The 25,797-nt window shown below is 70.4% G+C and carries 22 protein-coding genes and 2 tRNA genes; 7 read left to right on the top strand and 17 right to left on the bottom strand.

Annotation, left to right across the window (positions count from 1 at the left end):
- Positions 1-68 precede the first annotated feature (68 nt).
- Positions 69-1,736 carry a hypothetical protein gene (locus tag N4G66_RS05455; protein ID WP_261702797.1) on the top strand — a complete coding sequence of 556 codons (1,668 nt, stop codon included), beginning with the start codon at positions 69-71 and terminating at the stop codon, positions 1,734-1,736.
- An 85-nt stretch (positions 1,737-1,821) separates the two neighbouring features.
- On the opposite strand, the gene N4G66_RS05460 is transcribed toward N4G66_RS05455, so the two are convergent.
- A complete protein-coding gene (locus N4G66_RS05460) occupies positions 1,822-2,382 on the bottom strand; it encodes an HIT family protein (protein ID WP_261702798.1) in 561 nt (186 codons plus the stop codon).
- Positions 2,383-2,449: 67 nt separating this feature from the next.
- Here N4G66_RS05460 and N4G66_RS05465 point away from each other — a divergent pair, with 67 nt between their 5' ends.
- Positions 2,450-3,106, top strand: a complete 657-nt coding sequence (locus tag N4G66_RS05465) for a potassium channel family protein (protein WP_261702799.1) — start codon at positions 2,450-2,452, stop codon at positions 3,104-3,106.
- 58 nt (positions 3,107-3,164) lie between these two features.
- Here N4G66_RS05465 and thrS read toward each other — a convergent pair whose 3' ends face one another.
- From thrS to N4G66_RS05480, 3 genes are all read right to left on the bottom strand, one after another.
- The gene (gene thrS, locus N4G66_RS05470) at positions 3,165-5,141 is read right to left on the bottom strand and encodes a threonine--tRNA ligase (protein WP_261702800.1); all 1,977 of its coding nucleotides are present in this window, start codon (positions 5,139-5,141) and stop codon (positions 3,165-3,167) included.
- A gap of 181 nt (positions 5,142-5,322) precedes the next feature.
- The gene (locus N4G66_RS05475) at positions 5,323-6,540 is read right to left on the bottom strand and encodes a hypothetical protein (RefSeq protein WP_261702801.1); all 1,218 of its coding nucleotides are present in this window, start codon (positions 6,538-6,540) and stop codon (positions 5,323-5,325) included.
- On the bottom strand, positions 6,537-7,103 hold the full coding sequence (locus N4G66_RS05480) for a DUF4365 domain-containing protein (protein WP_261702802.1): 567 nt from the start codon (positions 7,101-7,103) through the stop codon (positions 6,537-6,539). Before N4G66_RS05480 ends, N4G66_RS05475 begins: the two co-directional genes overlap by 4 nt.
- Before the next feature lie 170 nt (positions 7,104-7,273).
- Between N4G66_RS05480 and N4G66_RS05485 the strand changes: the two genes are divergently transcribed.
- Positions 7,274-7,999, top strand: a complete 726-nt coding sequence (locus N4G66_RS05485; protein WP_261702803.1) for a 3'-5' exonuclease — start codon at positions 7,274-7,276, stop codon at positions 7,997-7,999.
- 66 nt (positions 8,000-8,065) lie between these two features.
- Here the strand turns inward: N4G66_RS05485 and N4G66_RS05490 are convergent.
- Both N4G66_RS05490 and N4G66_RS05495 read right to left on the bottom strand, forming a co-directional pair.
- A tRNA-Val gene (locus N4G66_RS05490) sits at positions 8,066-8,137 on the bottom strand.
- A gap of 39 nt (positions 8,138-8,176) precedes the next feature.
- Complete coding sequence (locus N4G66_RS05495; RefSeq protein WP_261702804.1) at positions 8,177-8,623, bottom strand: SRPBCC family protein; 447 nt, start codon at positions 8,621-8,623, stop codon at positions 8,177-8,179.
- A gap of 146 nt (positions 8,624-8,769) precedes the next feature.
- Between N4G66_RS05495 and N4G66_RS05500 the strand changes: the two genes are divergently transcribed.
- Positions 8,770-11,388 carry an SCO7613 C-terminal domain-containing membrane protein gene (locus N4G66_RS05500; protein WP_261702805.1) on the top strand — a complete coding sequence of 873 codons (2,619 nt, stop codon included), beginning with the start codon at positions 8,770-8,772 and terminating at the stop codon, positions 11,386-11,388.
- A gap of 21 nt (positions 11,389-11,409) precedes the next feature.
- Here N4G66_RS05500 and N4G66_RS05505 read toward each other — a convergent pair whose 3' ends face one another.
- The 7 genes from N4G66_RS05505 to N4G66_RS05535 all read right to left on the bottom strand — a co-directional run bounded on the left by N4G66_RS05505 (position 11,410) and on the right by N4G66_RS05535 (position 20,236).
- A complete protein-coding gene (locus N4G66_RS05505) occupies positions 11,410-14,148 on the bottom strand; it encodes an exo-rhamnogalacturonan lyase family protein (protein ID WP_261702806.1) in 2,739 nt (912 codons plus the stop codon).
- Between the two features lie 84 nt (positions 14,149-14,232).
- Complete coding sequence (locus N4G66_RS05510) at positions 14,233-14,835, bottom strand: hypothetical protein (protein ID WP_261702961.1); 603 nt, start codon at positions 14,833-14,835, stop codon at positions 14,233-14,235.
- Positions 14,836-14,896: 61 nt separating this feature from the next.
- Complete coding sequence (locus N4G66_RS05515; RefSeq protein WP_391858759.1) at positions 14,897-15,802, bottom strand: carbohydrate ABC transporter permease; 906 nt, start codon at positions 15,800-15,802, stop codon at positions 14,897-14,899.
- A complete protein-coding gene (locus N4G66_RS05520; RefSeq protein ID WP_261702807.1) occupies positions 15,799-16,767 on the bottom strand; it encodes a carbohydrate ABC transporter permease in 969 nt (322 codons plus the stop codon). Before N4G66_RS05520 ends, N4G66_RS05515 begins: the two co-directional genes overlap by 4 nt.
- Positions 16,767-18,056, bottom strand: coding sequence for an ABC transporter substrate-binding protein (locus tag N4G66_RS05525; protein ID WP_261702808.1), 1,290 nt, complete (start codon positions 18,054-18,056; stop codon positions 16,767-16,769). The genes N4G66_RS05520 and N4G66_RS05525 overlap by 1 nt, the downstream gene beginning before the upstream one ends.
- A gap of 1,591 nt (positions 18,057-19,647) precedes the next feature.
- Positions 19,648-19,719 (bottom strand) — tRNA-Val (locus tag N4G66_RS05530).
- An 82-nt stretch (positions 19,720-19,801) separates the two neighbouring features.
- Positions 19,802-20,236, bottom strand: coding sequence for a TIGR02611 family protein (locus N4G66_RS05535; protein WP_261702809.1), 435 nt, complete (start codon positions 20,234-20,236; stop codon positions 19,802-19,804).
- A gap of 191 nt (positions 20,237-20,427) precedes the next feature.
- Here N4G66_RS05535 and N4G66_RS05540 point away from each other — a divergent pair, with 191 nt between their 5' ends.
- Both N4G66_RS05540 and N4G66_RS05545 read left to right on the top strand, forming a co-directional pair.
- The gene (locus N4G66_RS05540) at positions 20,428-20,841 is read left to right on the top strand and encodes an SsgA family sporulation/cell division regulator (protein WP_003959770.1); all 414 of its coding nucleotides are present in this window, start codon (positions 20,428-20,430) and stop codon (positions 20,839-20,841) included.
- A 677-nt stretch (positions 20,842-21,518) separates the two neighbouring features.
- Positions 21,519-22,076 carry a CGNR zinc finger domain-containing protein gene (locus N4G66_RS05545; RefSeq protein WP_261702810.1) on the top strand — a complete coding sequence of 186 codons (558 nt, stop codon included), beginning with the start codon at positions 21,519-21,521 and terminating at the stop codon, positions 22,074-22,076.
- A gap of 297 nt (positions 22,077-22,373) precedes the next feature.
- Here the strand turns inward: N4G66_RS05545 and N4G66_RS05550 are convergent, their stop codons facing one another.
- Both N4G66_RS05550 and N4G66_RS05555 read right to left on the bottom strand, forming a co-directional pair.
- Complete coding sequence (locus N4G66_RS05550) at positions 22,374-22,526, bottom strand: hypothetical protein (RefSeq protein ID WP_167455603.1); 153 nt, start codon at positions 22,524-22,526, stop codon at positions 22,374-22,376.
- A 155-nt stretch (positions 22,527-22,681) separates the two neighbouring features.
- Positions 22,682-23,128 (bottom strand): hypothetical protein, encoded by a 447-nt coding sequence (locus N4G66_RS05555; RefSeq protein ID WP_261702811.1) that lies wholly within the window; start codon positions 23,126-23,128, stop codon positions 22,682-22,684.
- A 174-nt stretch (positions 23,129-23,302) separates the two neighbouring features.
- Between N4G66_RS05555 and N4G66_RS05560 the strand changes: the two genes are divergently transcribed.
- Positions 23,303-23,833 (top strand): DsbA family protein, encoded by a 531-nt coding sequence (locus tag N4G66_RS05560; RefSeq protein ID WP_261702812.1) that lies wholly within the window; start codon positions 23,303-23,305, stop codon positions 23,831-23,833.
- Between the two features lie 167 nt (positions 23,834-24,000).
- Here the strand turns inward: N4G66_RS05560 and N4G66_RS05565 are convergent, their stop codons facing one another.
- Together N4G66_RS05565 and N4G66_RS05570 are read right to left on the bottom strand one after the other, a co-directional pair.
- The gene (locus tag N4G66_RS05565) at positions 24,001-24,825 is read right to left on the bottom strand and encodes a GNAT family N-acetyltransferase (RefSeq protein ID WP_261702813.1); all 825 of its coding nucleotides are present in this window, start codon (positions 24,823-24,825) and stop codon (positions 24,001-24,003) included.
- Between the two features lie 79 nt (positions 24,826-24,904).
- The gene (locus N4G66_RS05570) at positions 24,905-25,726 is read right to left on the bottom strand and encodes an aminotransferase class IV (protein WP_261702814.1); all 822 of its coding nucleotides are present in this window, start codon (positions 25,724-25,726) and stop codon (positions 24,905-24,907) included.
- Positions 25,727-25,797: the final 71 nt, after the last annotated feature.

The raw sequence follows: 25,797 nt of genomic DNA on the forward strand, positions 1-25,797 counted from the left end.
CGAAGACCTGATCAACAGGTGTGCGGGACACCGAAGTCGGGAAAGCCGCAGGAGCGGGTGCGGCGGCGATGGGGGCGGAAGTGGCGTTCGACGGTTTCGATTTCACTCCCGGGGCGCAAGTGCCGCTCACGGGCACCGCGGGGCAGACTGCGGCGACCTTCGCCCTGGCCTCGGCGGCGTACCGCGACAGTCCGGTGCAGGAGATCCTCAAGGCCGACAACGAATGGCATCAGTCCACGGTCAAGGCCGGACGGATCAAGCTGTTCGCGCCGAATCTCGGCGAGGCCTTCGCGGGGGCCGTCACGGCCCGCATGCTGGGCGCGGGCCGCAAACCGCTCATCCAGTCCTTCGGTACCGAGCCGCAGGTCATCGTGGAGCACTGTCTCGCGGCGACCAACATCCGCCGGGACCGCGACAACTGGCTGTCGGCCGTCATGATGCTGTGCGGGGTGCTGTTCCTGCCCGGACTGCTGGTGTGGCTGCTGGTCTTCCAGATCCGTACGCAGATCGCCAAGCGCGCGGACAAGCGCGGTTCCGCGCTCGGCACGACACTCCTGGTCGCCGTCGGCGCGCTGGCCGTCCTCTTCCTCGTCCGCATGCCGTTCACGGGCTTCTGGGCCTGGTACGCGCGCGCCTCGGTGGTCCTCCCCGTCGTCGGCTGGCTGTGGGCGAAGCAGATCTGCGAGCGCACCGCCAAGGATCTGCGGGCCCGCTGGGACAGCCTGCTGTCGGGCGGCGGCATCGGCGCCAAGATTCCCGAGGCGGTCCCCGGCAGCCCCGGTGAGTCGGCGGCGGAGCGGCTGCGTCAGGCGCTCGCCCGGCTCACCGCGGAGCAGCAGTCCAACTCGGTCTTCTACGCGGGCCCCAAGGGCATACTAGGCATGGGCACCCGCTGGGGCAGCTGGCAGCTCGCCGAGGACCTGGTGGCGCGGGACGCGAACAAGGAGATCCACCCGTTCCGCAGCTGGGACGTCATCCGCAACGTCCACGACAAGCTGCGCATGCTGGAACGCGGTCCGCTCAACACCGGTGGTTTTCCGGCGCCTTCGATAAAGCACTGGATCGTCACACCGATCGGCGAGAACGCGAAGGCGGTGGCCCGGCCGGGCGGCACGGACGTCGACGCATACACGATCAAGACGCACGCCGTGCAGGACATCTGCAACAAGCAGCAGTTCGGCAGCGGCGACCGGCACTATCTCGGGGTCCAGTGGACGCTCTGGGACGGCCAGTTGATCATCACCATGATGATCACGGTGACGGTGCTGCACCAGACGCTGCGCATCGAGGTGACCGGGCACGCGCTGGGGCCGGTGAACCCGCTGTTCACCAGCAAGCCGGAGGCCCCGACCAAGGAGGTCGCGAAGGCCGTCAAGTTCTGGGAGACCCGCAAGGTGAGTCTGCCGCTGGTCACCGCGGACGAGGTCGTACGGCTCGCCGCGCGGGCGCCCCTCACCTGGTATCCGCCGCTGCTGAACTGGCTCGGCGGGAGTCTGGAACTGCCGGAGCCGTTCGGGGTGCGGCACGCCTGGGCCGATCAGCCGTGGCGGCACCGTTTCATGGCGGACGACGCGCTGCGGGCCGCTACACCCGTGCTGCGCGTGGTGCACTCGGCGGCGCTCAAAGTCCTTGAGGAGAACGGCGTCGACACGGAGAAGTTCGGCAACCGCTCGGCCTTCCTCAGCACGTCGGTGCAGGATGCCTCGCCGCGCAAGGCCGACCTGTACGACGCGTAGACGCGCGGCAGCGGGGCCGAGGGTCGACCGTACGCCGTCGGTCCGGCACAGGACGGGGCGCCCGGAGAGGGCGCCCCGGGCCGCACTACGCGGTGGGCCAGGCCTCGGCGAGCATCTTGCGGGTGTCCGCGAGGAGTTGGGGCAGGACCTTGGTGTGTCCGACGACCGGCATGAAGTTGGTGTCGCCACCCCAGCGGGGCACGATGTGCTGATGCAGATGGGCGGCGATGCCGGCGCCCGCGACCGTGCCCTGGTTCATGCCGATGTTGAAGCCGTGGGCACCGGAGGCGGTCCGCAGGGCGGTCATGGCCTGCTTCGTCAGCTCGCCGAGTTCGGCGGTCTCCGGCCCGGTGAGGTCCGTGTAGTCGGCGACGTGCCGGTAGGGCACGACCATCAGGTGCCCGCCGTTGTACGGGTAGAGGTTGAGCACCGCGTACACGTGCTCCCCGCGCCTCACGATCAGCCCGTCCTCGTCGGACTTGGCCGGAATCGAGCAGAAGGGACAACCGTCCTCGGCCCCCGGGCCGGTGGGCTTGTTCTCGCCCTGGATGTAAGCCATCCGGTGGGGCGTCCAAAGGCGCTGGAACGCGTCCCGCGTTCCCACTCCGATCTGCTGCTCCGGCTCACTCGTCATGTGTTGCAGCATATTGCTTCGCCCGTTCGCGGCGTGTCGGCGGGTGCCGCGCAAAGACACCTCCGGCGAAGCTGTGGCCATGGACGACGACAGCCCGATGACCCGCTGGGAGCAGTGCACCGAGGTACCGCTGGGGGTCGCGTCGCTGCTGTTCCTCGCCGCTTACGCGGTCCATGTGCTGGCACACGGCCTGCCCCAGGCGGGACGGGATGTCTGCCTCGCGGTGATCGCGGTCACCTGGGCGGCGTTCCTCGTGGACTACCTGGTGCTCTGGCGGCTGAGCGGCCAGGGCCTCCGGTTCGTCCACCGTCACCTGCTGGACACCGTGGTGCTCGTCCTGCCCCTCCTGCGTCCCCTGCGGGTCGTCAAACTCTACGACGCCGTGCTGCGGCGCCACGGAGAGCCACGGCTCCCGCTGTACGCGCGGGTGATGTTCTACGCGGGCATCGCGGTCCTGCTGCTCGGCTTCTCGGGTTCCCTCGCCGTCTATCAGGCGGAGTACCAGGCGCCGCACGCGACGATCGTCACGTTCGGCGACTCGGTGTGGTGGGCCGCCTCCACCCTCTCGACGGTCGGGTACGGGGACGTGACACCGGTGACCCCTCGGGGCCGCACGATCGCCGTCGCCATGATGGTCTGCGGTCTGGCGCTGCTCGGCGCGGTGACGGGCTCGTTCTCCTCGTGGCTGCTGCAGGTGTTCGCGCGCGAGGGCGACGAGAAGCCCCCGGGGAGCTGAGCTTCCCGGGGGCTTCTTGACATGAGCCGGCAGGGCCCGCCCGTCAGACCTGCGCCGGTCAGACCTGCACGCGCTCCTCGACGACCTTCGCGATCTTGGCGATGGCCTCGTCGAGGGGGATGCCGTTCTCCTGCGAGCCGTCGCGGTAGCGGAAGGAGACGGCGCCGGCCGTCATGTCCTCGTCGCCCGCGATGACCATGAAGGGCACCTTCTGCTTCTGCGCGTTGCGGATCTTCTTCTGCATACGGTCCGAGGACGCGTCGACCTCGACGCGCAGGCCCTTCTTGCGGGCCTCGGCGGCGAACTTCTGGAGGTACTCCACGTGCGCGTCGCCGATCGGGATACCGATCGCCTGGACGGGCGCCAGCCACGCCGGGAACGCGCCCGCGTAGTGCTCCAGGAGCACGGCGAAGAAACGCTCGATGGAGCCGAAGAGCGCACGGTGGATCATGACCGGGCGCTGCTTGGAGCCGTCGGGGCCGGTGTACTCCAGGTCGAAGCGCTCGGGCAGGTTGAAGTCGAGCTGCACGGTCGACATCTGCCAGGTGCGGCCGATGGCGTCCTTGGTCTGCACGGAGATCTTCGGGCCGTAGAACGCGGCGCCGCCCGGGTCCGGGACCAGCGGGAGGCCCTGCTTCTCGGCGACCTGGCGCAGCGTCTCGGTGGCCTCTTCCCAGACCTCGTCCGAGCCGACGAACTTCTCCGGGTCCTTGGTGGACAGCTCCAGGTAGAAGTCGGTGAGGCCGTAGTCGCGCAGCAGGTTCAGGACGAAGGTGAGCGTCTTGTCGAGCTCCTCCGCCATCTGCTCCTTGGTGCAGTAGATGTGCGCGTCGTCCTGCGTGAAGCCCCGGGCGCGGGTCAGGCCGTGCACGACGCCCGACTTCTCGTACCGGTACACGGTGCCGAACTCGAAGAGACGCAGCGGCAGTTCACGGTACGAACGGCCGCGCGCGTCGAAGATCAGGTTGTGCATCGGGCAGTTCATGGGCTTGAGGTAGTAGTCCACGCCCTCGTCGAGCTGCATGGGCGGGTACATGCCGTCGGCGTACCAGTCCAGGTGGCCCGAGGTCTCGAAGAGCTTCCCCTTGGTGGCGTGCGGGGTGTAGACGAACTCGTAGCCCTCTTCCTCGTGCCGGCGGCGCGAGTAGTCCTCCATGACCCGGCGGATGACGCCGCCCTTGGGGTGGAAGACGGCGAGGCCGGAGCCGATCTGGTCCGGGATGGAGAACAGGTCCAGCTCGTTGCCCAGCTTGCGGTGGTCGCGCTTCTCGGCCTCGGCGAGGAAGTCGAGGTGCGCCTTCAGCTCCTCCTTGGAGGGCCAGGCGGTGCCGTAGATGCGCTGGAGCATGGGGTTCTTCTCGCTGCCGCGCCAGTACGCGGCGGCGTTGCGCATCAGCTTGAAGGCCGGGATGTTGCGGGTGGTGGGCAGGTGGGGACCGCGGCAGAGGTCCTTCCAGCACAGCTCGCCGGTCTTGGCGTCGAGGTTGTCGTAGATGGTCAGCTCGCCGCCGCCCACCTCGACGTTCGCGCCGTCGTCCGAGGAGGCGGGGCCCTTGATGCCGATGAGCTCCAGCTTGTACGGCTCCGCGGCCAGCTCCTCGCGGGCGTCCTCGTCGGTGACGACGCGGCGGGAGAAGCGCTGCCCGCGCTTCTGGATCTCCTGCATCTTCTTCTCGACGGCCTTGAGGTCCTCGGGCGTGAACGGCTTCTCGACGTCGAAGTCGTAGTAGAAGCCGTCCTTGACCGGCGGGCCGATGCCCAGCTTGGCGTCGGGGAAGAGCTCCTGCACGGCCTGGGCCATCACGTGCGCGGTGGAGTGGCGCAGGATGTTCAGGCCGTCCTCGGAGGAGATCTCGACGGGCTCGACCTCCTCGCCGTCCTGCACCTCGTACGCGAGGTCCCTCAGCTCGCCGGCCACGCGGGCCGCGACGATGGTGCGCTCGCCGGTGAAGAGGTCGGCGGCCGTAGTGCCCGTCGTCACCACGCGCTCTTCCCGCTCGGAATCGCGTTGGATGATCACACGGACGTCTGACACCGGACTCTCCTGACTGAAGGCGACTCCACACCACATACGGCATGGCATGGCAATGCCCCGAATCCTACCGAGCCCGGGGTCCCCTCCGCGAAACGGTTGTGGACAGTGCGCCTCGGTCCTTCCCGTACGCGCGCCTCGGTCCTCCCCGTACGCGCGCCTCGGTCCTTCCCGTACGCGCGCCTCAGTCCTCGCTGCACGCCTCCTCGAAGAAGTCCAGATTCTCCTGGAGCGACTTCATCAGCCGGTCCCGCTCGGCCTCGTCCACCTGTACGGGTACGACGCCGGAGGCGTCCGTGAGCCTGCGGAATCCGCCGCGGCTCTCCAGCCTCCCGTGCACCCGTACCGGCAGCCCGACCAGATGGGCCTGGCCCGCTATCCGGTACGCCTCCTCGTCGAGGGTCATCCGGACGTGCGGGACCTCGGCGCCCGCGATGACCCGCAGCCGTACGGTCCCCTCCCCGCGCGGTCCCGACCTGCGCATCCGGACCACGGCGCCGGTGATCCGTACGGGCACGGACGGCTCCTCGCGCAGATAGCGGGCCCCGGCCTCGCGCAGCACGGGCAGGTCGCCGGGCGAGAACTCGACGGGCTCGGCGGGGTTCGCGCCGCCCTCGGGAACGCCCGCGGCGGGCGACCAGCCGACGGTGATCCGGGCGCCCTCGGTGCCGCGGACGAGGGCCACCAGGGCTTCCATCAGTTCATGGCTGACGCCCGCCTCGACGGCCGCGTCGAAGGCCTCCATGCCGCCGGTGGCCCGCTGGTAGTCGATGGCCTCACGGGCGGCGCACAGCGCCTCGTGCAGTCGTACGGCGAGCGGCCGGCCGGTGGTGACCGGTACGAAGGCGGTGAGGCCGCGGCCGCCCGGTTCGGCGCCGACCAGGACGTTGTCCAGGGCGGCGCCGGCGGACCTGCGGTGGCGGGCGCCGTAATAGCCGGCCCGCGCGCGGGTGGCGAGCGAGCCCGCGAGCAGCATCTGGCGGGCGGCCCCGCGCAGCTGCTCCTCGACGGTCCAGGGCGCCGCGCCCACGGGACCGGTCGGCACCTCCCGCCACCAGCGGATCTCGTCGCTCGGCACGGCGAGGCCGACGAGTATGTCGCGCGCGGACGGTGAACCGCTGCGGGCGAGCGCGACGAGAGCCTCGCCGAGCAGGTCGTCGCTGTCGGGAAAGGCCCGGTTCTCCGGCACCAGCAGGCTGGTGCCGCCGCCCCCGGGCCCCGGTGGGGTCCACCGGCCGTACCGTCCGGCCGCTCCACCGCGGCGCTGCCAGCCGTGCCGGCGCAGCAGCGCGCCGAAAACGGCGGGGTCGACCTGGTCGGGGGTCGGCGGATCGTTCCAGAACGCTTCGGCGGGGTGCGGCCTCACCGGCCTCAGCACCTCGTCGGTGGGGCGGTGTGTCATGGTCTGCCTCCCGTCCCGACCCTCGTCATGATCTCGCAGAGGGCCCGGTCGTCGAAGATCCGGGCCGTCGGGATACGGACGGTGGTCCGGCGCCGGCCCGTGATGGCGTGCCCGGCGAGGTTGATCCAGTAGCAGCAGTGCCGCAGGTCGAGCCGGTCGTGGCTGGCGCGCAGCCAGTCGTCCTGGGATCTGGGCACCAGCATCACGACCAGGATCTTGTGCACCGAGACCGGGGTGCGGGCGAGCTTCGCCAGGTGCTCGTTGTCGAGCGTGAAGGAGAAGGCGGGGCCCGCAGGGTTCGGCGGGATCTGGTACGTGCACTTGAGCTGCACCTTGATGGTGACTTCGTCGTCGACCGTGTGCCCGGGGGCGCTGTGGCTGACGTGCCAGTCGATGCCGTTGTCGGGAAACGGCTGGGACAGCGAACAGCCCGCCGCGGCCGCGACGGCGTGCAGGTAGCCGACCTGCAAGGTCTCCATGCAGGCGGTGGTGGCGAGCGATCCGCGATGGGGTGCCGTCCGCTGGGGCAGCAGCCCGCCCCGTTCGGGCTGCGCGAGTGCCATGAGTCCAACAGCCTTCCAGGCTTGGTGTATCCCCGCGACGGGTCGCTGAACTGCAAAGACCCGTACCTCTGTTGTCTCCTACCGGCGTACGGCGCAAACAGCCCGGGTATCACCAAACAGGCAGAAGACGGTGCGTCAGCTGCCGTGGGTGAACGAGGAGTTGTGTACGTATGACGTGCTGGTACGAGGGCCCTTTGGCCGCGTTCGACACGGAGACCACGGGCGTGGACGTCGAGACCGACAGGATCGTGTCGGCCGCCGTCGTCGTCCAGGACGCCCCGGGTTCCCGTCCGCGGGTGACCCGATGGCTGGTGAACCCGGGAGTGCCGGTGCCCGCTGGGGCGACGGCGGTGCACGGGCTCACGGACGAACATCTGCAGCGCAACGGCCGCTGGCCGTCGCCCGTGATGGAGGAGATAGCCCGAGAGCTGAGTGAACAGGCCGCGGCCGGCCGGCCGCTGGTGGTGATGAACGCCCCGTTCGATCTGACGCTGCTGGACCGGGAGTTGCGCAGGCATCGCGCCTCGTCCCTCGACCACTGGTTCGAGGCGACTTCGCTGCGCGTGCTCGACCCCCGAGTCCTCGACAAGCATCTGGACCGCTACCGCAAGGGTCGCCGCACCCTGACTGATCTGTGCGCGCACTACGACGTGGTGCTGGAGGGCGCGCACGACGCGGCGGCCGACGCGCTGGCCTCGATGGAGGTCGTCCGTGCGGTGGGGCGTCGTTTCTCGGCCCGTCTGGAGCGGCTGTCGCCGTCCGAACTGCACACGCTCCAGGCGGTGTGGCACGCGGCACAGGCGCGCGGGCTGCAGGCCTGGTTCGCGCGCAGCGGTGCACCGGAGGTGGTGGATCCGGCCTGGCCACTGCGCCCGGATCTGCCGGCGGCGGCCTGACCGGGCACGATGCCCGCGAGCACAACGAAAAACCGGTCCGTCGATGACGGACCGGTCTTCTCCGGGTGGGCGATACTGGGTTCGAACCAGTGACCTCTTCGGTGTGAACGAAGCGCTCTCCCACTGAGCTAATCGCCCGGGAACGGACTGAACAATACAGGTCCCGGCGGGTGGGGTTCAAACCGCTTCGAGATAGGCCCTCAGTCCGCGCCGTCCCGCGCGCATCATCAGGGCGTGGTTGGCTCGGAAGAAGGGGCGCCCCGGCACGGCGAGCCGCCGCAGCAGCGGCGTGGTCACACGCACTTCCTGGTCGTAGCGGGCGCGGGTTCCCGGGCCGGCGGCGTCGAAGGTCCAGCGCGCCCAGCCCTCCAGGTCGCCGGACATCGCCATCTCCAGGACGCCGGCCGCCGGGTCCCGGCGCGCCGCGCGGGCGGTGATGGTGATGTCGTACGGCAGGACCGAACGGATCCGGATGACGCCGCTGCGGTCGTCGACGGGGGTCACCTCGCGCACCTGGGGCCACCAGCGCGGGTAGTTCTCGGCCCGCTCCAGAACCGCGTACACGTCCGCCGGCCGCGCGGGCAGCTCCCACACACTGTGAAAACGGTAGTGGCTCCAGTCCATGGACCGAGTGTGCCCACCGCCGTACCGGATGTACCGGCCGCGCCCCGACGCAGCGGATGTACCGGCCGTGCCCGTCCGCCGATCTGAGTACGGCGTGAGTACGCGCACTCATGCCCGAAGACGTGACCGGCACCACACTCCGGTGTATGTCCCAGATCCCGTCCCCGGCCGAGGAGTTGCGGCTCCTCGACAGCGAGCTGCGCCGACTCGACGCGCGCCGGGCCGTGCTGCTGACCCGACGCGCCTGGCTGGTCCGCGCGCTCCAGCCGCCGCCCGCACGGTCCGCACCCCCCGCATTCCCGGCCCTCCGGCCGGAGACCACCGCACCCGGTGTGCAGAACGCGCTGCTGCTCCTGGGCGGCATCCTGCTGACCGTTGCCGCCGTCGCGTTCACCCTCGTCGGCTGGGGACACTTGGGGATCACGGGGCGGTCGCTGGTGCTCGGCGCGGTGACGCTGGCCACGCTGGGCGCGCCGGTGCCCCTGCTGCGGCGCGGGCTGCGCTCGACCGCCGAATCGCTCGCGGGGCTCGGTCTCGCGCTGACGGTCCTGGACGCGTACGCGCTGTACGCCGTCGCGCTCCCCCGCACGGACGGCGTGGCCTACGCGGCGCTCGCGTCGGCGGTGCTGGCCGCGGTGTGGGCGGCGTACGAACTCGCGATGGGCGCGCCGCGCCGGACGCCTGAACCGCGGACGGCCACCGCAGCCGCCTCGGGCATCCCGGGCATCCCGGGCACCTCGGAGCCGTCCGTCGCGGGCACGGGAGAGCACCCGGCCACGAGCGGGACGGGACCGCGGGAAGCCGCCCCGGACTCCCGCCCGGACCGCGACATCAGCGCCGACACCGACATCGACACCGCTACCGGCACCGGAATGGGCTCCGGCACCAGCAGCGGTGCCGGTCGGCAGCGGGCCACCCCCGCTGTCCGTCCGTCGCTGCGGCTGCCGCTGCCCGCCGCCGTGGTCGCCGCACAGCTGCCGCTGCTCCTCTGGGCGGTGGCCACCGTCGCGGGTGCGCACGCCGTCACGGCCGCCCTGCTGGTCACGGCGGCCTTCGACGCGGTGCTCGCGCTCCGCACGCCCCTGAAGTCCGTCCGCGTCGTCGCCGCCGCCGGGGCCTACGGTCTGGGCGGCTGGGGCACCCTCGCCGCCGGCTGGCTGTCCTGGACGGCCGTCGGCCCGAGCGCCGCCGCCCGTGCGGCGGCGCTCCTCCTCCTTGCCGCGTCGATCGCGCTGACAGCGGCGTGGGGCACCCCGAAGCCGGGCGTCGCGACGGGCACCGCGACGGCCGGGGGCCTGATCACCGTCGTCGCCTTCGGCGGTGTGCTGCGCACGTGCCTTCCGGGCGAGTGGACGGTTCCCGGTCATCTGGCGTGCGGGATCGCTCTGTTGGCCGTCGCGAGGCCGGGACTTCCGGCACCCGTACGCCGTGGGCTCGCCCTGGCCTCCGGCTGCGTGGGAGCCCTCGCCGTGGCATGGGCACTGCCCGTGGTCGTGATCACCCTGCTGGGACCGGTCGGCCGGGCGGGCTCGGTCTGGTCCGGTGCTCCGGCGAACGCGCGGGACGCGGTGACGGGCGGCCTGCCCTGGCCCTCGGACGCCGTCACGGCACCCCTCGTCCTCGCGCTCGTCGCCGCGGTCCTGGTGCCGGCCGTCCGCGCCGCCGCGTGGCGTTCGCACGCCCTGGCCTGCGCGCTGACACTGACGTGGGCGACGGTGTTCGTCCTCCCGGCTGCCCTCGAACTCCCTTACGTGGCAGGGCTGTCGGTGCACGGGCTCACCACGCTGGCGCTGCTCGTGTCCGCCCGTCGGGCGCACCCCTCGGTCACCGCGCCGGTGCTCGCCCTCCTCACCTCCCTCAGCCTCGCGTTCCTCGCACTGGCCTCCGAGACCGCGACCCTGGCCGTGCTCGCCGCACTGGCCGTCCTGTTCGCGGCGGCCGCCCCGCGGCCCGGCCTCGGCCCGGTAGCGGCACCCGCGGCCCTCGGATACGCGACGGCCCTCGCCTGTGCGGCGGGCGCCTCCCTCGGCCTGCAGCCCCAGCACACCGCGCTCCTCGTGCTGATCGTGCCCGTGACCGCGGCCCTGCTGGCCGCGCGCGTCGAGGACGGAGCGACGACCGTGTCGATCGAGGTCACCGGTGCCCTCGCGGGGCTGCTCGCCATCGCACTCACGGTGACCGAACCGGCCGTGCTCGCCACGGTCCTGGCCCTGTGCGGAGTGATCGCCGCCGGCACGGCCGTACGGGAGGACCGGCGCGCCGTCGGATACGCGGCCGGGGCCCTGTTCGTCCTGGCCGCCTGGGTGCGCCTGGCGGCCTGGGGAGTCGGCTCCCCGGAGGCGTACACACTGCCGGTGACCGCTCCGGCCCTGCTCGTGGGCACGTTCAGGCGCCGCGCGGACACGACGGTGTCGTCGTGGACCGCGTACGCGCCGGGCCTGTCCGTGACGCTCGTGCCGAGCCTGTTCGCGGCTTGGGGCGACGCGCACTGGTCGCGTCCGCTGCTGCTGGGCGCGGCGGCGCTCGCCGTCACCCTGCTGGGTGCCCGGCACCGCCTGCAGGCTCCGCTGGTGCTGGGCGGCACCGTGCTCGTCCTGGACGCCCTGCACGAACTCGCCCCGTACATCGTGCAGGTGGTGGACGCGCTCCCCCGTTGGACGCCTCCCGCACTCGCCGGTCTGCTGCTGATCACGCTGGGTGCCACGTACGAACAGCGGATCCGCGACGCGCGGCGGGTGCGGGAGGTGCTGGGGAGGATGGACTAGGGACCGGTCACACGGGAGCGGTCACGAAGGCATCCTGTCACCGAGGAGTGCCAGGTTCTCGATGGCGGCGAGGCCGTAGAGCGCCGTGTCGTTCGTGTAGACCCAGTTGGCCTCGCTGCCCGGCACCAGCGTGACCGGACCGCTCAGCTTCTCCGTCTTCCAGGGCGAGGACTCGGTGTAGCCGTCGGAGCTGTAGAACTTCGCCCAGGCGCGGGTGGCGAGGGCCGCGTCGCCGGTCTGCACGGCGGCGTACGCGTCGAGACGTGAGTGGCCCTGGAAGAGCAGCAGGGTGCCGAAGTTGGTGCCGTAACGGGCCGCCTGCTCGGCCTTGGTGGCGTTGAAGTAGCGGCAGTAGTCGAGGTACGCCTCCTTGAAGGCGGGCAGGTCGACGAGATCGATGAGCTCGGCGCACAGTTCGTTCAGGCCGAAGACCGCGGAGAGGTGCGAGACGCCGACCACGGGCTCCGTGGCGACGGCGAACCGGCCGGTGTCGAGGTCGTACAGACCGGTGCCCTGGACGAATCCGTTGGGCTGCGCGGCGATGGTCTCCATCGTCGACAGCACGCGCGCCTTGGCCTTCTCCCACTTGGGGCCCTTGCGTTCCCACTCGGTCAGCCAAGCGGAGACGAGCCCGCTCCAGTCCGTGCCGAAGCCGATCGACAGCGCGTGCCGGTCCGGCGTGTACGGCTCGGTGCGGATCTTGCGGATCGGGTCGAGGACGAGGAAGGTCTCGTCGGAGTCGACGTTGGCGTGCATGAGGTCGCCGACCCGTTCGTCGGCGGTGAGGAAGTAGTAGTAGCGCCGGTAGGTGGTGTTGGCGATGCGCTGTTGTTTGGCGCTGTCGGCGTAGTGCTGCACCCCGTGCCGGGTGCCGAGACCCGCCCACTGGCCGAGGTGGTAGACGTCGACCTCGCCGGTGTGCCGGGTCATCGCCTCGGCGAAGCGGAAGATGTCCGCGCGGCCGCTGCGGAGATACGCGAACCACAGCCAGAGGTCCGGCGACAGCTCGGAGTTGTCCCAGGCGTAGCCGCCGATGTCGTAGCGCCACTGGTGCCGGACCGGGTCGTACGAGTGCATGATGTCGCCGTAGTCCCAGAAGCCGTACCAACGGCGCATCTCCACCTGGTCCTTGTAATAGGTGAAGAGGAAGTCGAGGTGATCCTCGATCTTCGCCTTGGCGGGTGTGGACCGGTCGGGCTCCGCGTAGAGACCGGGGCCGAAGACCTGCGCCTTGATCAGTTGCTTGGGCGGGGCGGCGAGCTGCGGCAACACGCGTACGGCGTCGACCTGTTCGGCGAGTTTCTCGGGCGTGGGTGTCGACTCGTTGGCCCAGAAGAGCAGTTCGGACGTGCGGGCGATGCCGTAGGGGGTGCCGAAGCCCGGCTCGTAGTCCTCGTAGGTGATGTTGAGGCCTTCGAGCTGTTCGGCGTACGTGTCCTGGCCCATGCCGTCGTGGTAGAAGCGCAGGTCCATGGGCCGCGCCTCGGGCGACCAGAGCCAGAGGGTGACCTCGGCCTCGTCGGTGTGGGCGTCCCGGATGTCGAGCTGGGCGGGGAACTTCTCCCAGAAGTCCCGCAGCCCGAAGGAGAATCCGCCGCTCGGCCCGCCGACGTAGCCGAAGCCGGAGGCGCGACGGCCGCCGCCGGCGCCGATCCAGCCGTATCCCTTCTTGGTGCGCTTGCGCAGGGTGAAGCCGTCGGCGGAGAGCTGGGAGAGGGTGTAGTCGCCCCACTCGGGGATGTACTGGAGCCGGGTGGTGACCCGTTGGTCCCAGGTGGACGGGTCGGCGAGCTTCTCGCCCGCGAACTGGGCGGCCTGGACCGCGGCTCCGGGGTCGCGGCGCAGCCCGGTGATGCCCTTGACGGCTTCGCGGAGCAGGCCGGTGCCGTCGCCGCCGATCCGGATGTGCCGGTCGTAGGCGGCGTCCCGCATCGGCACGGTGAAGCGGACGCCGAGCCCGCGGACGAAGTCGCCGCTGCTCTTCCCGGGCTCCTGCTTCCCGTCGAAGGTGATCGTGTGCACCATACGGAAGGAGTCGGCGCCCGCGTAGAAGTACAGGCGGACCGAGAACGGCAGCCAACTCCGTTCGCCCTTGCGGTGCTTGCCGTCGATGCGGACGACAGCCCGCACCGGGCCCTCCTGTTCGACCTCGACCTCGGAGATCGCGCTCTCGAAGCGCTCGAACTTCTCGGCTCCCTGGTCCTCGTCCTCGATCTCCGGCTGGCGGATGAGGACGAGGCGCCCGTTCCTGGCGATCTCGGTCGTCCCGCGCGTCACGGACTTGACCAGCGTGGAGCCGCTCTTGCCGATCTTCGCGGTGATGACCCCGGTCGATATGTCGATGGTGCCGCCGCTCTTGTCGACGGTGACCTTCCGCTCCGGCGCGGCGGGTTCGCCCGCGGTCAGCGTGAGCTTGCCCGCGTCCGAGCTCACCGCGTGCGCTGTCCACTTGAGGGAGCCGTCCGGCCAGTAGGCGATCGGCCAGGACTGCACGGGGACGGCGTCGCCGTCGGCGTCCGTCAGCGCGAACGTCTGGTCCTGCTGGTAGGTCCCCCTCGGCCAGGGAACGCCGACGGTGGAACCGGGGGCGGCGCCGAGGCCGCCGTCCTCCAGCCAGTCCAGGGGCACCGGGTCCGCGTCGGCGGCCGCGGTTCTCGGGGCGGCCTGCGCGTTCGTGGCTCCGAGGGCCCAGCTGAACTGCGCGGCGGCCCCGGCGACGGCGGCCGCCTTGAGAAGGGACCTGCGAGGGATGGGAGACATGGCCTTTCCTTTCCTTACGGGATGGTCAGGGGCATGACGGAGCTGGGCCGGGCGCTCGGTGCTCCGGCCTGTGGGCGTGCGGACTCAGCGGCGGCGCCGGCGCTCCTCCACGGCGACGGCCGCCGCGGCCACGGCCCCGAGGACGGGTACCGCCAACGGCGCGACGAGCAAGGCGGAGCAGACCACCATGACGAGCCCGCCGACGAGCAGGAAGGACCCGGCGGGATCGAGGACGGTACGGCGCCCGGCATCCGCGAGCAGTTCGCGCCAGGCCGACCCCGGCTCCCAGACCGCGGCCGCGCGCAGTCCCGCGACGGCTCCCCCGATCAGCGCGAAGAGCCCGACGGCGCCCACGAGGGGACCACCCGGTATTCCGGCGCGCACGGCCTGGACGTCCACCCAGACCGCCGCCGCCCCGGCCCATCCGGCGACTCCGACGAGCCAGCCGCCCCGTACGGCCGCCCGGAAGTCGGCCATGAACTCCCGCCAACCGCCGCCCATATGGGCCGTGCGTCGGCGCAGATGCCGCGCGCCGGCCGCGAACGCGGCGGGAACGGTGACGAGGGGCAGCGAGGCCACCGCGATCCACACACCGGTCAGCAGACACTCCGCGAAGACGGCGAACCTCTCGGCGAGGACGGATTCCCGGGGCGTCCTGCGGGCCTTGGCCGCCCTGGCCCGCCGCATCGCGCTGCCTCGCGCGGCCGTCCGGACCCCCGCTCGGGATCCCGGCTGGGTGACGGTCATCTCAGCCTTTCAATCCCGACGTCGCCATACCGTCGATCAGATACCGCTGGAAGGCCAGGAAGAAGAGGAGCACCGGCAGCAGCGCCACCAGCGACATCGCGATCATGCCGCCGTAGTTGGCCACCCCCTCCTGGTCGCGGAACATCATCATGCCGAGCGAGACGGTGTACTTGCCGGGCTCGTTGAGATAGATCAGCGGGCCCATGAAGTCGTTCCAGGCGTTGATGAAGGTGAAGATCGCGCTGGTGATGAGGGCCGGGCGGCACAGTGGCAGCACGATCGACCAGTAGATCCGCAGATGCCCGCAGCCGTCGAGCCGCGCCGCCTCGTCCAGCTCGCGCGGCAGGTTCCGCATGAACTGCACCATGAGGAAGACGAAGAACGCCTCGGTGGCCAGGTACTTGCCGATCAGCAGCGGCACATAGGTGTTGACCAGCTCCAGCTTCTGGAACATCACATACTGCGGGATGAGCAGCACGTGATAGGGCAGCAGGAGCGTGCCGATCATCAGCGAGAAGAGCAGGTTCCGTCCGGCGAACCGGATCTTGGCGAAGGCGTACGCGGTCAGCGAGCAGGAGATCAGGATGCCGACGACCGAACCGAGCGCGTAGAAGAGGGAGTTCTGGAAAAAGGTGGCGATCGAGATGTCGGCGATGCCGTCGGCCAGCCCCTTGAAGTTGGCGAGGATCGGGCTGGTCGGGAACAGGTCCAGGCTGCCGATGATCTCGCGGCTCGGCTTGAACGAGGCACCGAGGACCCAGAGCACGGGGTAGAGGACGACTGCGAGGACCAGCAGGGCCCCTACGTGCCAGGCGAGCGACCCGGTGCGTTTGCGTCCCGGCGTCCGTGCGCGTCCCGGGGCGGTCGCGGCGCCGGAGCCGAACGCCTTGCCGGTGATGCCGCTCATCGGGCGTCCTCCTCGTAGTGCACCCAGCGCTTCTGCGACCAGAAGAGGACGGCCGTCACCAGCGCGACGGCGAGCAGCAGCATCCAGGCCATGGCGGAGGCGAAGCCCATCTGGGACTCCTTGAAGCCCTTTTGGTAGAGGTAGCAGGTGTAGACGAGCGTGGCGTCGGCCGGACCGCAGGTGGTGTTGGAGACCACGTACGCCGATCCGAAGATCTGGAACGAGTGGATGGTCTCCAGGAGCACGTTGAAGAACAGCACCGGGGAAATCATCGGCAGCGTGATGCTCCAGAACCTGCGCAGCGGTCCCGCGCCGTCCACCTCCGCCGCCTCGTACAGCTCCCTCGGTACCTGTTTGAGCCCGGCCAGGAAGATGACCATGGGGGCGCCGAACTGCCAGACGGTGAGCGCGACCAGGCTGTAGAGCACCCAGTCCGGGTCGCCGACCCAGCCTCCGGCGTGGAAGCCGAGGAACGACTGCGTACGGTCCACGACGGCGTCGTCGGAGAACAGCGCACGCCAGACGAAGCCGACCGAGACGCTCGCGCCGATCAGCGACGGGGCGTAGAACGCGGCCCGGTAGAAAGCCTGGCCGCGACGGCTCTGCGCGAGGAGCAGGGCCACCCCGAGTGCCAGCAACAGCTTGAGCGGTGTGCCGATGACGACGTACTTGGCCGTCACCTCGACCGACTTCTGCCACCGGGGATCGTCGAACATGGTGGTGAAGTTGTCGAAGCCGATCCACCGCGGCGAATCGAAGAGGTTGTAGTCGGTGAAGGCGAAGTAGAGCGATGCTGCCATCGGGCCCGCGGTCAGCAGCAGGAAGCCCGCGATCCACGGCGACATGAAGAGATAGCCGGCGAGATTCTCCCGGCGCCCCCGACGCCTTTCGGCGGCGGGGGCCGCGGGGCGCGTCCGCGGAGCGTCGGGCGGAGAGTCCTTGACGAGCGTCACGGCGGTTCCCATCAGGCGGCGAGGGCGGTCTTCGCCTCGGAGAAGAACTGCTTCACCGCGTCGGAGACTTTGGTGCTGCCCTGCGACATGTCACCGCCGATGCGCAGGAAAGCGGATTCGACGGTGTCGGCACCCGCCGGGTGCGGGGTGATCGTGCCCAGCACACCGGCGGCGGCGACATCCTGCTCGTACTGCGCGATGGCCTTGCTGGGGGCATCGGCCGGCTGGAACGCGTCGAACTGCTCCGTTGTGGCGAGGATCCCGCGGTCGTAGCCCATGATCTTGCCGACCTCCGGGTCGTGGACCATGAAGTCGATGAACTGGGCTGCTTCCTTGGGGTGCTTGGTGTGCGCGGAGGCGCTGAGCATCAGGGAGGCGAGGTACTGGCCGGTCTGCTTGCCGTCGGTCGTCGGGATCGGCGCCAGGCCGTAACTGCTGTCACCCTCGGCGGTGTAACGGACCGTGAAGTTGTCCCACGTGAACTCCGAGGCGGCGTGGCCCGCCGAGAGCGAGGACTTGGGCTTGTCCTGCTCGACCCGCTTGGGATCGGTGATGATGCCGGCCTTGACGCGGTTGTAGCCGTCCGTCCACCACTCCGTCAGATCGGCCTCGTCGAAACCGAGTCCGTCCTTGGTGAAGAACGCCTTGCCGTTCTGCCGGAGGTAGAGGTCGTACAGGTACATGATGCTGAAGTAGCCTGTGTCGCCCGCCACCTTCTGGGTGTCGTGAATCTTCTTCAGCGCGGCGAAGTACTCGTCCCAGGTCCATCCCTGCTTCGGCTTCACACCCGCCTTCTCGAACACCTTCTCGTCGATGACAAGTGACATGGTGTTGGATCCGACGGGAATACCGAGCTGCTTTCCGTCGACCTGGCCGACCTTCTCGACTCCGGCGCGGAAGTTTTTCAGACTGAGATTTCCGGCGTCTATCTGGGACTTGAGGTCGAGCAGGATCCCGCGCTTGTCGTACTTCCGCAGAAATCCGACCGCGTTCTGGAATACGTCCGGCGGATTTCCGCCTGCGGCCTGGGTCTGGAACTTCTCCCAGAAGGCCACATAATCCTGGAAGTCCGTCTGCACCTTGATCTTCGGATACTTCTTCTCGAAGAGCGCGATGGACTGGTTGATCCGCTTCGCCCGCTCGTCCGCACCCCACCAGGCGTAACGGATTGTCACCGTCCCGTCCCCGGCGCCGCCGTTGCCTCCACCACAGCCCGCCATCGTGGCCAGCCCCAGCGTGGCCAGCGAAGCTCCGGCCGCTTTGAGGACCGTCCGCCTCTCGACACTCCCGTTGTTTCCCACCGTCGGGCCTCCCCGCACCGTCGACGCCGCCTGCATGAATCGTTTCAAGTAAGCGCTTGCTGGCACAAGGTACGGAGGGGTTCCGGGCGCGTCAATGATTCGGACAGGAATTGGTGTGCGGCGCTCGGATCCCGTCGCGCAGCCCTCCGCGGCCGGTCCGGCGCGCACGGCGGGGAGTACACAGGTCGGGCGTACGCGGTCGACCTGTCGAACGTCCTTTGGGCGACGGGGCGGGAGGGGCGCGCGGCTGAAAATGTACTGCTCTCAGGGGTGCTGACGGGGTGTTGGCGGGGGCGGGGAAACAGAGCGTGAGGGGTGGTCGGCTCCGGGACGGCTCATGTCGGTGTCCGGGGCGGGCCGGTCTTGGTTGTGTCTGGGGGTGGGCCGACTCTTGTTCGTGTCCGGGGTGGGCCCCGCTCTTGGTTGCGTTTGGGGTGGGCCCCGCTCTTGGTTGCGTCTGGGGTGGCTCGGTTCAAGTCGGCGTCCGGGTCAGCCACTTTGGTCTGCGACGAGGGCTGCTGAGGTTGGGGTCTGGTCCTGGGCCTGGGCCTGAGGCGGCCCGACACAGTCGGCGTCCGGGACGGCTCGGCCCAAGTCGGCATCCGGGGCACGTCGACGTCTCAGACAGCTCGGCCCAAGTCGGCATCCGGGTCCGGCTGGTCGATCGGCCTCGGTCCAAGTCGGCACCGTCAGGTGGGACTCGGGACGGACGAACCGGGTCCGCTCGGCCCGGGGTGCCCGGCCCCGGGTCAGCCCCGTCCGGGTCAGCCCGACTTCGCCGGCTCGACCTGAGGCCGTTCGAGTCCGTCGGCTCAATGCAGGCAAGGGCGACTCGACGGGCTCGGCGGGATCCCCCAGATCCGCTCGGCCCCAGGTCAGCCCCAGGTGAGCCCCACGTGAGCCCCAGGTCGAGTGGGCTCACACCTGCATCCGGGTCGGCCGGAGGGAGGAGGTCAAGTCGGGGCGGAACGAACCAAGTCGGCGCGCCGGCCTGGATCACCCCCGGTCCGGTCGGCGCCGCCCAGATCCGGACCACGAATCCGCCACCGTACGGCAGCACTCGTGCGCCGCGCCCCGACGCCTGACCCCGCACCGGGCCATCCGCGCCCCAGGCCAATGTCTGCATGTCGTACCGAGTTGCCCACGCCCCCACGCCAACGTCCGCGTGCCACACAGAGGCGCCCGCACTCCACGCCGATGCCCGCAGGCCGGACGACGGTCCACGCGCCCGTCCCCGAAGCGACGGCGTCGGCTTCGGCGCCCCTGGCGGTCCGCGCCACCCTCTCCCACGACCTGGATGCCGGCGGCAATGCTCGCACCCCGGACCGAAGGCCGGACCGGACCAGGCCGGCGCACCCATCACCGAGACCTGGGACAACGCACTCACCCTGAGCATGCCAGGGGCTACGCCTGTGCAGTTGGGGGGCCGGCGGCAGCAGCCTGCGAGTGTCACGCGCCACCCCCGGGTGCCGGCCCCTCGACCGGTCCCCCCAGCCCGGAGCTGGACCTTCGACCAGCCCACCCCGGCCCCGCGACGACGAAAACGGCCCCGGTCCACGGTGTCGTGGGCCGGAGCCGTCTGTCGTATGTGTGGGCGATACTGGGTTCGAACCAGTGACCTCTTCGGTGTGAACGAAGCGCTCTCCCGCTGAGCTAATCGCCCGGGCGCAGGGAGAACATTACCCCATGTCAGAGGGTGGCTTCGACCAGCGGAGACGGCTCGGAGGAAGCCCGAGCCGGGCTTGTCATTCGTTGATGTTCCACGGCATCGCGAGGCCGAACTTCCAGAGGTAGACACCGACGAGGACGGCGACGATCACGAGTCCGACCGTGGTGAGGATGATGTTGCGACGCCGGACCTTGGGGTCGAGCGCCCGCTGCGTGGCCTCCGTGACCTTGCGCTTCGTCCAGCGGAGCACCAGCTGGGCCCAGACGAACTCGGTCGCCCAGATCGCCATGCCGCCGAAGATCACCAGCCAGCCGGGACCCGGCAGCGGAAGCATGACCACGCCGGCGGCGACCACCGCGAGTCCGACGACGAAAACGCCCACCTGCCAGCTCACGTGCAGCGCGCGGCGCGCCTTGATGAATTGCGGCGCCCTCGAACCGAGCGCTCGCTCATTCTTCGCCTCGTCGTCCGCCATGGCGACCTCGCCCAGCTCGTCACTCCCCGTATTCATACGACCAAACCCTACCCGAGAGAAACCAGTCACCGGAATGGCCCTATCCGGAGAACGCGCCCTCGGCCGGATGAGTTACATAAAGACACGCAAAACACTCAGAGGGGTTTACAACGGCACCGTAGGTGGCATGTCGATTTCGCCGACGTGCGAATCCCCGAGCGCACACTGAGCGAAAGGCCCTGGCGCTTATGAACACCACGGTCAGCTGCGAGCTGCACCTGCGCCTCGTTGTGTCGAGCGAGTCCTCACTGCCTGTACCCGCAGGACTGCGGTATGACACGGCCGATCCCTACGCCGTGCACGCCACCTTCCACACCGGAGCCGAGGAAACCGTCGAGTGGGTGTTCGCCCGCGACCTCCTCGCCGAGGGCCTGCACCGGCCCACCGGTACCGGCGACGTCCGAGTCTGGCCGTCCCGAAGCCACGGCCAGGGCGTCGTATGCATCGCCCTGAGCTCTCCGGAGGGTGAAGCCCTGCTCGAAGCCCCTGCGAGGGCCCTGGAGTCATTCCTGAAGCGAACGGACGCAGCCGTGCCGCCCGGCACGGAACACCGGCACTTCGATCTCGACACGGAGCTCTCACACATCCTGGCCGAGAGCTGACGCGTCACACAGAGCCGCCCGGCGCCGTCCACTCGGGGAGACGGCTCGGGCTCAGACAATCGCACAGGGAAGGCACCGGCGCCGACGTCGCGGAAAGTCCGCGGCGGCGGCGCCGGTGCGCGTCCACCGACGTGCCCCAAGGTCGGGCACGTCCGCCCGCCCGGCCAATGGCCGGCACCTCGGTCCGCCGACCGGCCCCCAGAGCCGGGCACCTCACTCCACCCACCTGACCCACAGCCGGACACCTCCCTCAACCGGCCTGTCCAACGGCCAGGGACCCCAGTCCGCCGTGACCCCACAGCCGGACACCCCCTCCATCCACCTCACCAACGGCCGGGCACCTCCGCCCACCGACCTGACCCCACAGCCGGACACCCCCTCCGCTGACCTGCCCCCTGACCGGACACCCCTCCGCCCACCTGACCCGCCGCCGGGCACAGCACGCGGCTCCGCCGGCGGGCACGTACCGCCCCTCACTCACGCTCAGGCAGCACACCCCCTCCCGCACCGCCCTCCGGGCCGCCCCGGGATCTCGGCCGCTCGCCCCGGGAACCCTTCCGGGCGCGGGCTCCCCCCTCCCGCGACCCCGCGCCCGTCTCCGCCGCGCCGGGAAGCCACTACCATCGGCCAGCATCGGGCGGGCGCCCTCGCCCGACCCCCAGGCCAGGGAGCGAAACGTGCTGATCACCCACGACACCCGGTGCGCACTCGACGCCGTGGTGGATCTGGTGAACACCGCGCCGGAGGACGAGACGGCGGACGGGCTCGCCGACGTGCCGTCCCTCGCCGATTTCGTGCGAAAGCACGAGATCAGCGATGTCGGCGTGCTGTCGGAGCGCGATCTCGCGGCCGTACGCGGCGTTCGCGGCCTGTTCGCCAGGATCTTCGCCGCCGACGATCCGCGTGTCGCCGCCTCGCTCATCAACGAACTGGTCGCCGCAGCCGGCACCACGCCTCGGCTGACGGACCACGACGGCTACGACTGGCATGTCCACTACTTCGCGCCGGGCGCCTCCGTCGCCGACCACCTCGCGGCCGACTGCGGGATGGCACTGGCCTTCTTCGTGGTCGCCGGAGAGCACGAGCGGCTGCGCCGCTGCGAGGCCCCGGACTGCCGACGGGCCTTCGTCGATCTCTCCCGCAACCGCTCCCGCCGCTACTGCGACAGCCGCACCTGCGGGAACCGGCTCCACGTGGCCGCCTACCGGGCGCGCCGCAAGGAAGCCGCGGGCTGACGGGCTCACACCACCGACATCACAGGGATCGCAGTGATCACCGGGAACAGCTGAGGCAGCCGAGCCGGCGGACGGCCAGGCTCAGAGCACGTCTGCCTGCGCGACCCGAAGAGGGGCGCGTGACCCTCCTCCGTGAAGGGCAGTGCGACAGTCCGCCCATGCCAGTCGCGCGACACGGCCCCTGCGGGCCGTTCGATGCGTTTCACTGCGGGTCGTGGACGAGATGCCGGCCGATTCTCCGGAGAGGCCGGACCGACGGAGCCCTCGGCGGGTGACGCCAGGGGCTCCGTGTACAGCTCAGAGCAGCAGCAGGTCGTGCAGCGAAGCCATGAGCAGCAGACAGCCGATCACCGCAAGGAAGATCATCAGCGGCGGCTGGGAGAGCGCGAAGAGACAACCACGCCGCTCCTCGGGCGGAGCAGCGGTGTCGCTCGTTGTTGTGTCCAGCATCTCGCGGGCGATGATGACGCAGTGGGCACCGGCTTCGCGATCAACACGCCCGGAATATACGGGAGTTCGCTGGATCATGTGACGAGCGCGCTCGAACGTGAACGGTTTCGCGCGTTCCCTGCGACACGCGTGCGATCTCGTGTCGCCTCAGCCGGTCATATGCCGTGCTTCTTCAGGATCGCCTCGATGTCGCTGAAGTCGTCGCCGGAGTCCTTCGCCCGCGGTGTCGCGGCCGGCCGGGCGGCGAGGCCGCCGCCCTGGCCCAGTGACGGGGCCGAAGCCGCGGGAGCCACCGCCTCACGCTCGGAGGCGGCCTTCGCGGCCTTGCGTTCCTTGCGTGTCCCGCCGCCGCGACGCTCCACGGCGCGGGTGATCATGAACAGCGCCCAGGCGCCGCCGAGCACCACGAATCCGGCCCACGCGGTCGGGCTGAACGCGGTGTCGGCCAGCCAGCCGACCACTCCGGTCATTACCAGGCCGATCGGCACCAGCGAGTAGGCGGCTATGCGAGCGGCCCTCAGGAAACGCTTGCGGTAGGCCGTCACCGCGGCGATGCCCAGGCCGGCGACGGAAACGGCGGAGCAGACGGTCTCTGCGATCATTCCGGTCCTCCAGGCAGGGCTCGGTGGGACGGGGTCTCGTTCGTCCCTTCCATCCTGCACCGCCACATGCCCGGTATGCCACGGTCCGGGCAGACCTCAGGGACATCTCGGGGTCGCCGTCCTCCCCAGGTCCCGGTTGAGCCGCCCCCTCACCGGACTGGGAGACTGGATCCCATGAACGACTCCTCCGACTCCTCCACCGCACGCCCGGCCCCCGTCGTCCTGGACGTCTGGTGCGAGCTCCAGTGCACCGACTGCCGTGGCGCCCTCGCCGACCTGAGCGCGCTGCGCGCCCGCTACGGCGACCGGCTGGAGCTGCGGCTGCGGCACTTCCCCCTGGAGAAGCACAAGCACGCCTTCGCCGCGGCGCAGGCCGCCGAGGAGGCCGCCGAGCAGGGCGGCGCATGGCCGTACATCGAGGCCGTACTCGGTCGTGTCGAGGAGCTGGACCGCAAGGGCGAAGCCTTCCTGATCGAGGTCGCGCGGGAACTCGGCCTGGACGCCGAGGAGTTCGACACGGCCCTCATCGACGGCCGGCACATCCTGATCGTCGACGCCGACCAGGCCGAGGGCAAGGCGATCGGCGTCACCGGTACCCCGACGTACGTCATCGGCGGTGAACGCCTGGACGGCGGCAAGAGCCAGGAGGGACTGCGCGAGCGGATCGAGGAGATCGCCGACCGACTGCTCGCCGAACAGGCCTGACACACTGCCGGGCCGCACGACCGACCTGCCGCGCGGGTTCGTGTCGAGAAGCCGAGGATCTTTGCGGAGCCCAGGGTTCCGCCGAGGATCCGCGCGGAGCCGACGGTTCCCCGAAGACCTCAGGACTCCTCGAAGACCTCAGGACTCTTTGAAGAGCTCGGGCCCGGCTACAACAGCGTCTTGTACAGGCAGTACTCCGTCGTCCCGTAGCCGAGCGACTCGTAGAGCCGTTCGGCCGGGGTGTTCCCCGCGAAGACGTTCAGAGCGATGCGGTCGAGTCCGGCGGCCATCGCCTGTGCCTCGGCGAGCCGCATGAGCGTCCGACCGTGGCCGCGCCCGCGCTCTTCGGCGTTGACCCCGACGTCGTAGACGAAGGCGCGCCCGCCCCTGCGCCCCAGCCAGAGATCGCCCACGGGGACGCCCTCGTGCTCCAGGACGCTGAGCCACATGTTCGCGGTGGCCGGGCCCTGCGGCAGCGCGCCGCCGAAGTCACGGCTCGCCTTGGCGAGCGCGTCGGCCTCCGGCACCCCGCGCCGGATCCAGTCCTCGGCGTACTGCTGCCTGCCCGCCCGGTCCCAGATCTCGTACTCGTCGCGAGTCATGGGACGGTCGGCGCCGCCCGGGGGCAGTACGGGCACGGGGCCGTCGAGCACCTTCTCCATCAGCCGGTTGCGCAGGACGTAACCGAGCGCCCTGGTGAGCTCCAGGGCCGCGGCGGCGGTGCCGGGAACGGTCACCTCGATCTGTCGGCAGCCCCAGCCGCGCGCCACCTCCTCGGCGGCCAGCGCGGCCACGGTGCCCCGGCCGCGCCCACGGTCCGGTTCCTCGATACGGAGCTCGTGGATCTTGGCGACGGCCGGTCCGAAGCCGGGGTCCGTCGCGAGGTGCACCTGGCCCACGGGACGGCTGTTCACGCACACCTGATAGCGGCGTGAACGCGTCCCGTCGGCGGCGCGCTGAAGCGGCTCGGTCGGCCGCAGGGTCGTGGTCATCAGGGACGTTGTACCCGTTGATGCGTGCGAGGTCAGCCGAATTACCTCTCGATCAGGGGCCGATGGCCCCCGGAGACTGTCAGGGATCGAGGTCGTCCCCGGCGCGCTCGTCGAAGACGCGCATCGCCTTGGCGGTCACCGGGCCCGGTGCGCCCGGCAGTTCACGGTCGTCGACCCGGTGCACGGCCTGCACATCGCGCAGCGTGGAGGTCAGGAAGATCTCGTCGGCGCGCTCCAGGACGTCCAGCGGCAGGTCGGTCTCCTTGGCGCCGGTCCATTCGACCGTGAGGGCGCGGGTGATGCCGGCGAGGCAGCCGGAGGTGACCGGCGGGGTGTGGATCTCGCCGCCGAGGACGACGAAGACGTTCGACCCGGTGCCCTCGCAGAGTTGGCCCACCGTGTTGGCGAACAGCGCCTCGGAGGCTCCGTGTTCACGCGCGCGGGCCAGGGCGACCACGTTCTCGGCGTACGAGGTGGTCTTGAGGCCGGTCAGGGCGCCGCGCTCGTTGCGGGTCCAGGGGACGGTGACGGCGGCCGTGGAGTCGGGGCGCGGGGCGGAGGTGCCGAGCGCGACGACGAGGGTCGGACCGTGCTCGCCGCGGTCGGAGCCGAGCGGGCCGTGGCCGCCGGTGTAGGTGATGCGGAGCCGGCCGAGCGGCATCGGATTGGCGTCGAGGACGGCGGCGCAGGCGCGGCGCACCTCGTCGGCGTCGGGCTCGGGCAGACCGAGACCGCGGGCCGAGCGGGCCAGCCGGTCGAGGTGCCGGGTCAGCGCGAAGGGGCGGCCGTCGACCGCCTTCACGGTCTCGAAGATGCCGTCACCCACGGTCAGTCCGTGGTCGAAGACGGAGACGCGGGCGGCCTCGATGTCCTGCAGCCCGCCGTCGAGCCAAAGCTTCACTGGTCCCTACCTCGCATGCGTGAATGTGCCGGACGTGTCGTCCGGCGTGGCGTTCCGGCCCGGGTTCGCGG

Origin of the sequence: Streptomyces rhizosphaerihabitans, assembly GCF_025399795.1 — a bacterium.
GTDB lineage: Bacteria > Actinomycetota > Actinomycetes > Streptomycetales > Streptomycetaceae > Streptomyces > Streptomyces rhizosphaerihabitans.

Excerpts from the sequence above, each read along its gene's own strand:
- N4G66_RS05460 (WP_261702798.1), bottom strand. The coding sequence starts at position 2,382 with ATGCTGCAACACATGACGAGTGAGCCGGAGCAGCAGATCGGAGTGGGA.
- N4G66_RS05535 (WP_261702809.1), bottom strand. The coding sequence starts at position 20,236 with ATGAATACGGGGAGTGACGAGCTGGGCGAGGTCGCCATGGCGGACGAC.
- N4G66_RS05465 (WP_261702799.1), top strand. The coding sequence starts at position 2,450 with ATGGACGACGACAGCCCGATGACCCGCTGGGAGCAGTGCACCGAGGTA.
- N4G66_RS05455 (WP_261702797.1), top strand. The coding sequence starts at position 69 with ATGGGGGCGGAAGTGGCGTTCGACGGTTTCGATTTCACTCCCGGGGCG.
- N4G66_RS05480 (WP_261702802.1), bottom strand. The coding sequence starts at position 7,103 with ATGGCACTCGCGCAGCCCGAACGGGGCGGGCTGCTGCCCCAGCGGACG.
- N4G66_RS05560 (WP_261702812.1), top strand. The coding sequence starts at position 23,303 with ATGAACGACTCCTCCGACTCCTCCACCGCACGCCCGGCCCCCGTCGTC.
- N4G66_RS05515 (WP_391858759.1), bottom strand. The coding sequence starts at position 15,802 with ATGAGCGGCATCACCGGCAAGGCGTTCGGCTCCGGCGCCGCGACCGCC.
- N4G66_RS05485 (WP_261702803.1), top strand. The coding sequence starts at position 7,274 with ATGACGTGCTGGTACGAGGGCCCTTTGGCCGCGTTCGACACGGAGACC.
- N4G66_RS05475 (WP_261702801.1), bottom strand. The coding sequence starts at position 6,540 with ATGACACACCGCCCCACCGACGAGGTGCTGAGGCCGGTGAGGCCGCAC.
- N4G66_RS05495 (WP_261702804.1), bottom strand. The coding sequence starts at position 8,623 with ATGGACTGGAGCCACTACCGTTTTCACAGTGTGTGGGAGCTGCCCGCG.
- N4G66_RS05505 (WP_261702806.1), bottom strand. The coding sequence starts at position 14,148 with ATGTCTCCCATCCCTCGCAGGTCCCTTCTCAAGGCGGCCGCCGTCGCC.
- N4G66_RS05540 (WP_003959770.1), top strand. The coding sequence starts at position 20,428 with ATGAACACCACGGTCAGCTGCGAGCTGCACCTGCGCCTCGTTGTGTCG.
- N4G66_RS05550 (WP_167455603.1), bottom strand. The coding sequence starts at position 22,526 with ATGCTGGACACAACAACGAGCGACACCGCTGCTCCGCCCGAGGAGCGG.
- N4G66_RS05510 (WP_261702961.1), bottom strand. The coding sequence starts at position 14,835 with ATGCGGCGGGCCAGGGCGGCCAAGGCCCGCAGGACGCCCCGGGAATCC.
- N4G66_RS05565 (WP_261702813.1), bottom strand. The coding sequence starts at position 24,825 with ATGACCACGACCCTGCGGCCGACCGAGCCGCTTCAGCGCGCCGCCGAC.
- N4G66_RS05520 (WP_261702807.1), bottom strand. The coding sequence starts at position 16,767 with ATGGGAACCGCCGTGACGCTCGTCAAGGACTCTCCGCCCGACGCTCCG.
- N4G66_RS05555 (WP_261702811.1), bottom strand. The coding sequence starts at position 23,128 with ATGATCGCAGAGACCGTCTGCTCCGCCGTTTCCGTCGCCGGCCTGGGC.
- N4G66_RS05500 (WP_261702805.1), top strand. The coding sequence starts at position 8,770 with ATGTCCCAGATCCCGTCCCCGGCCGAGGAGTTGCGGCTCCTCGACAGC.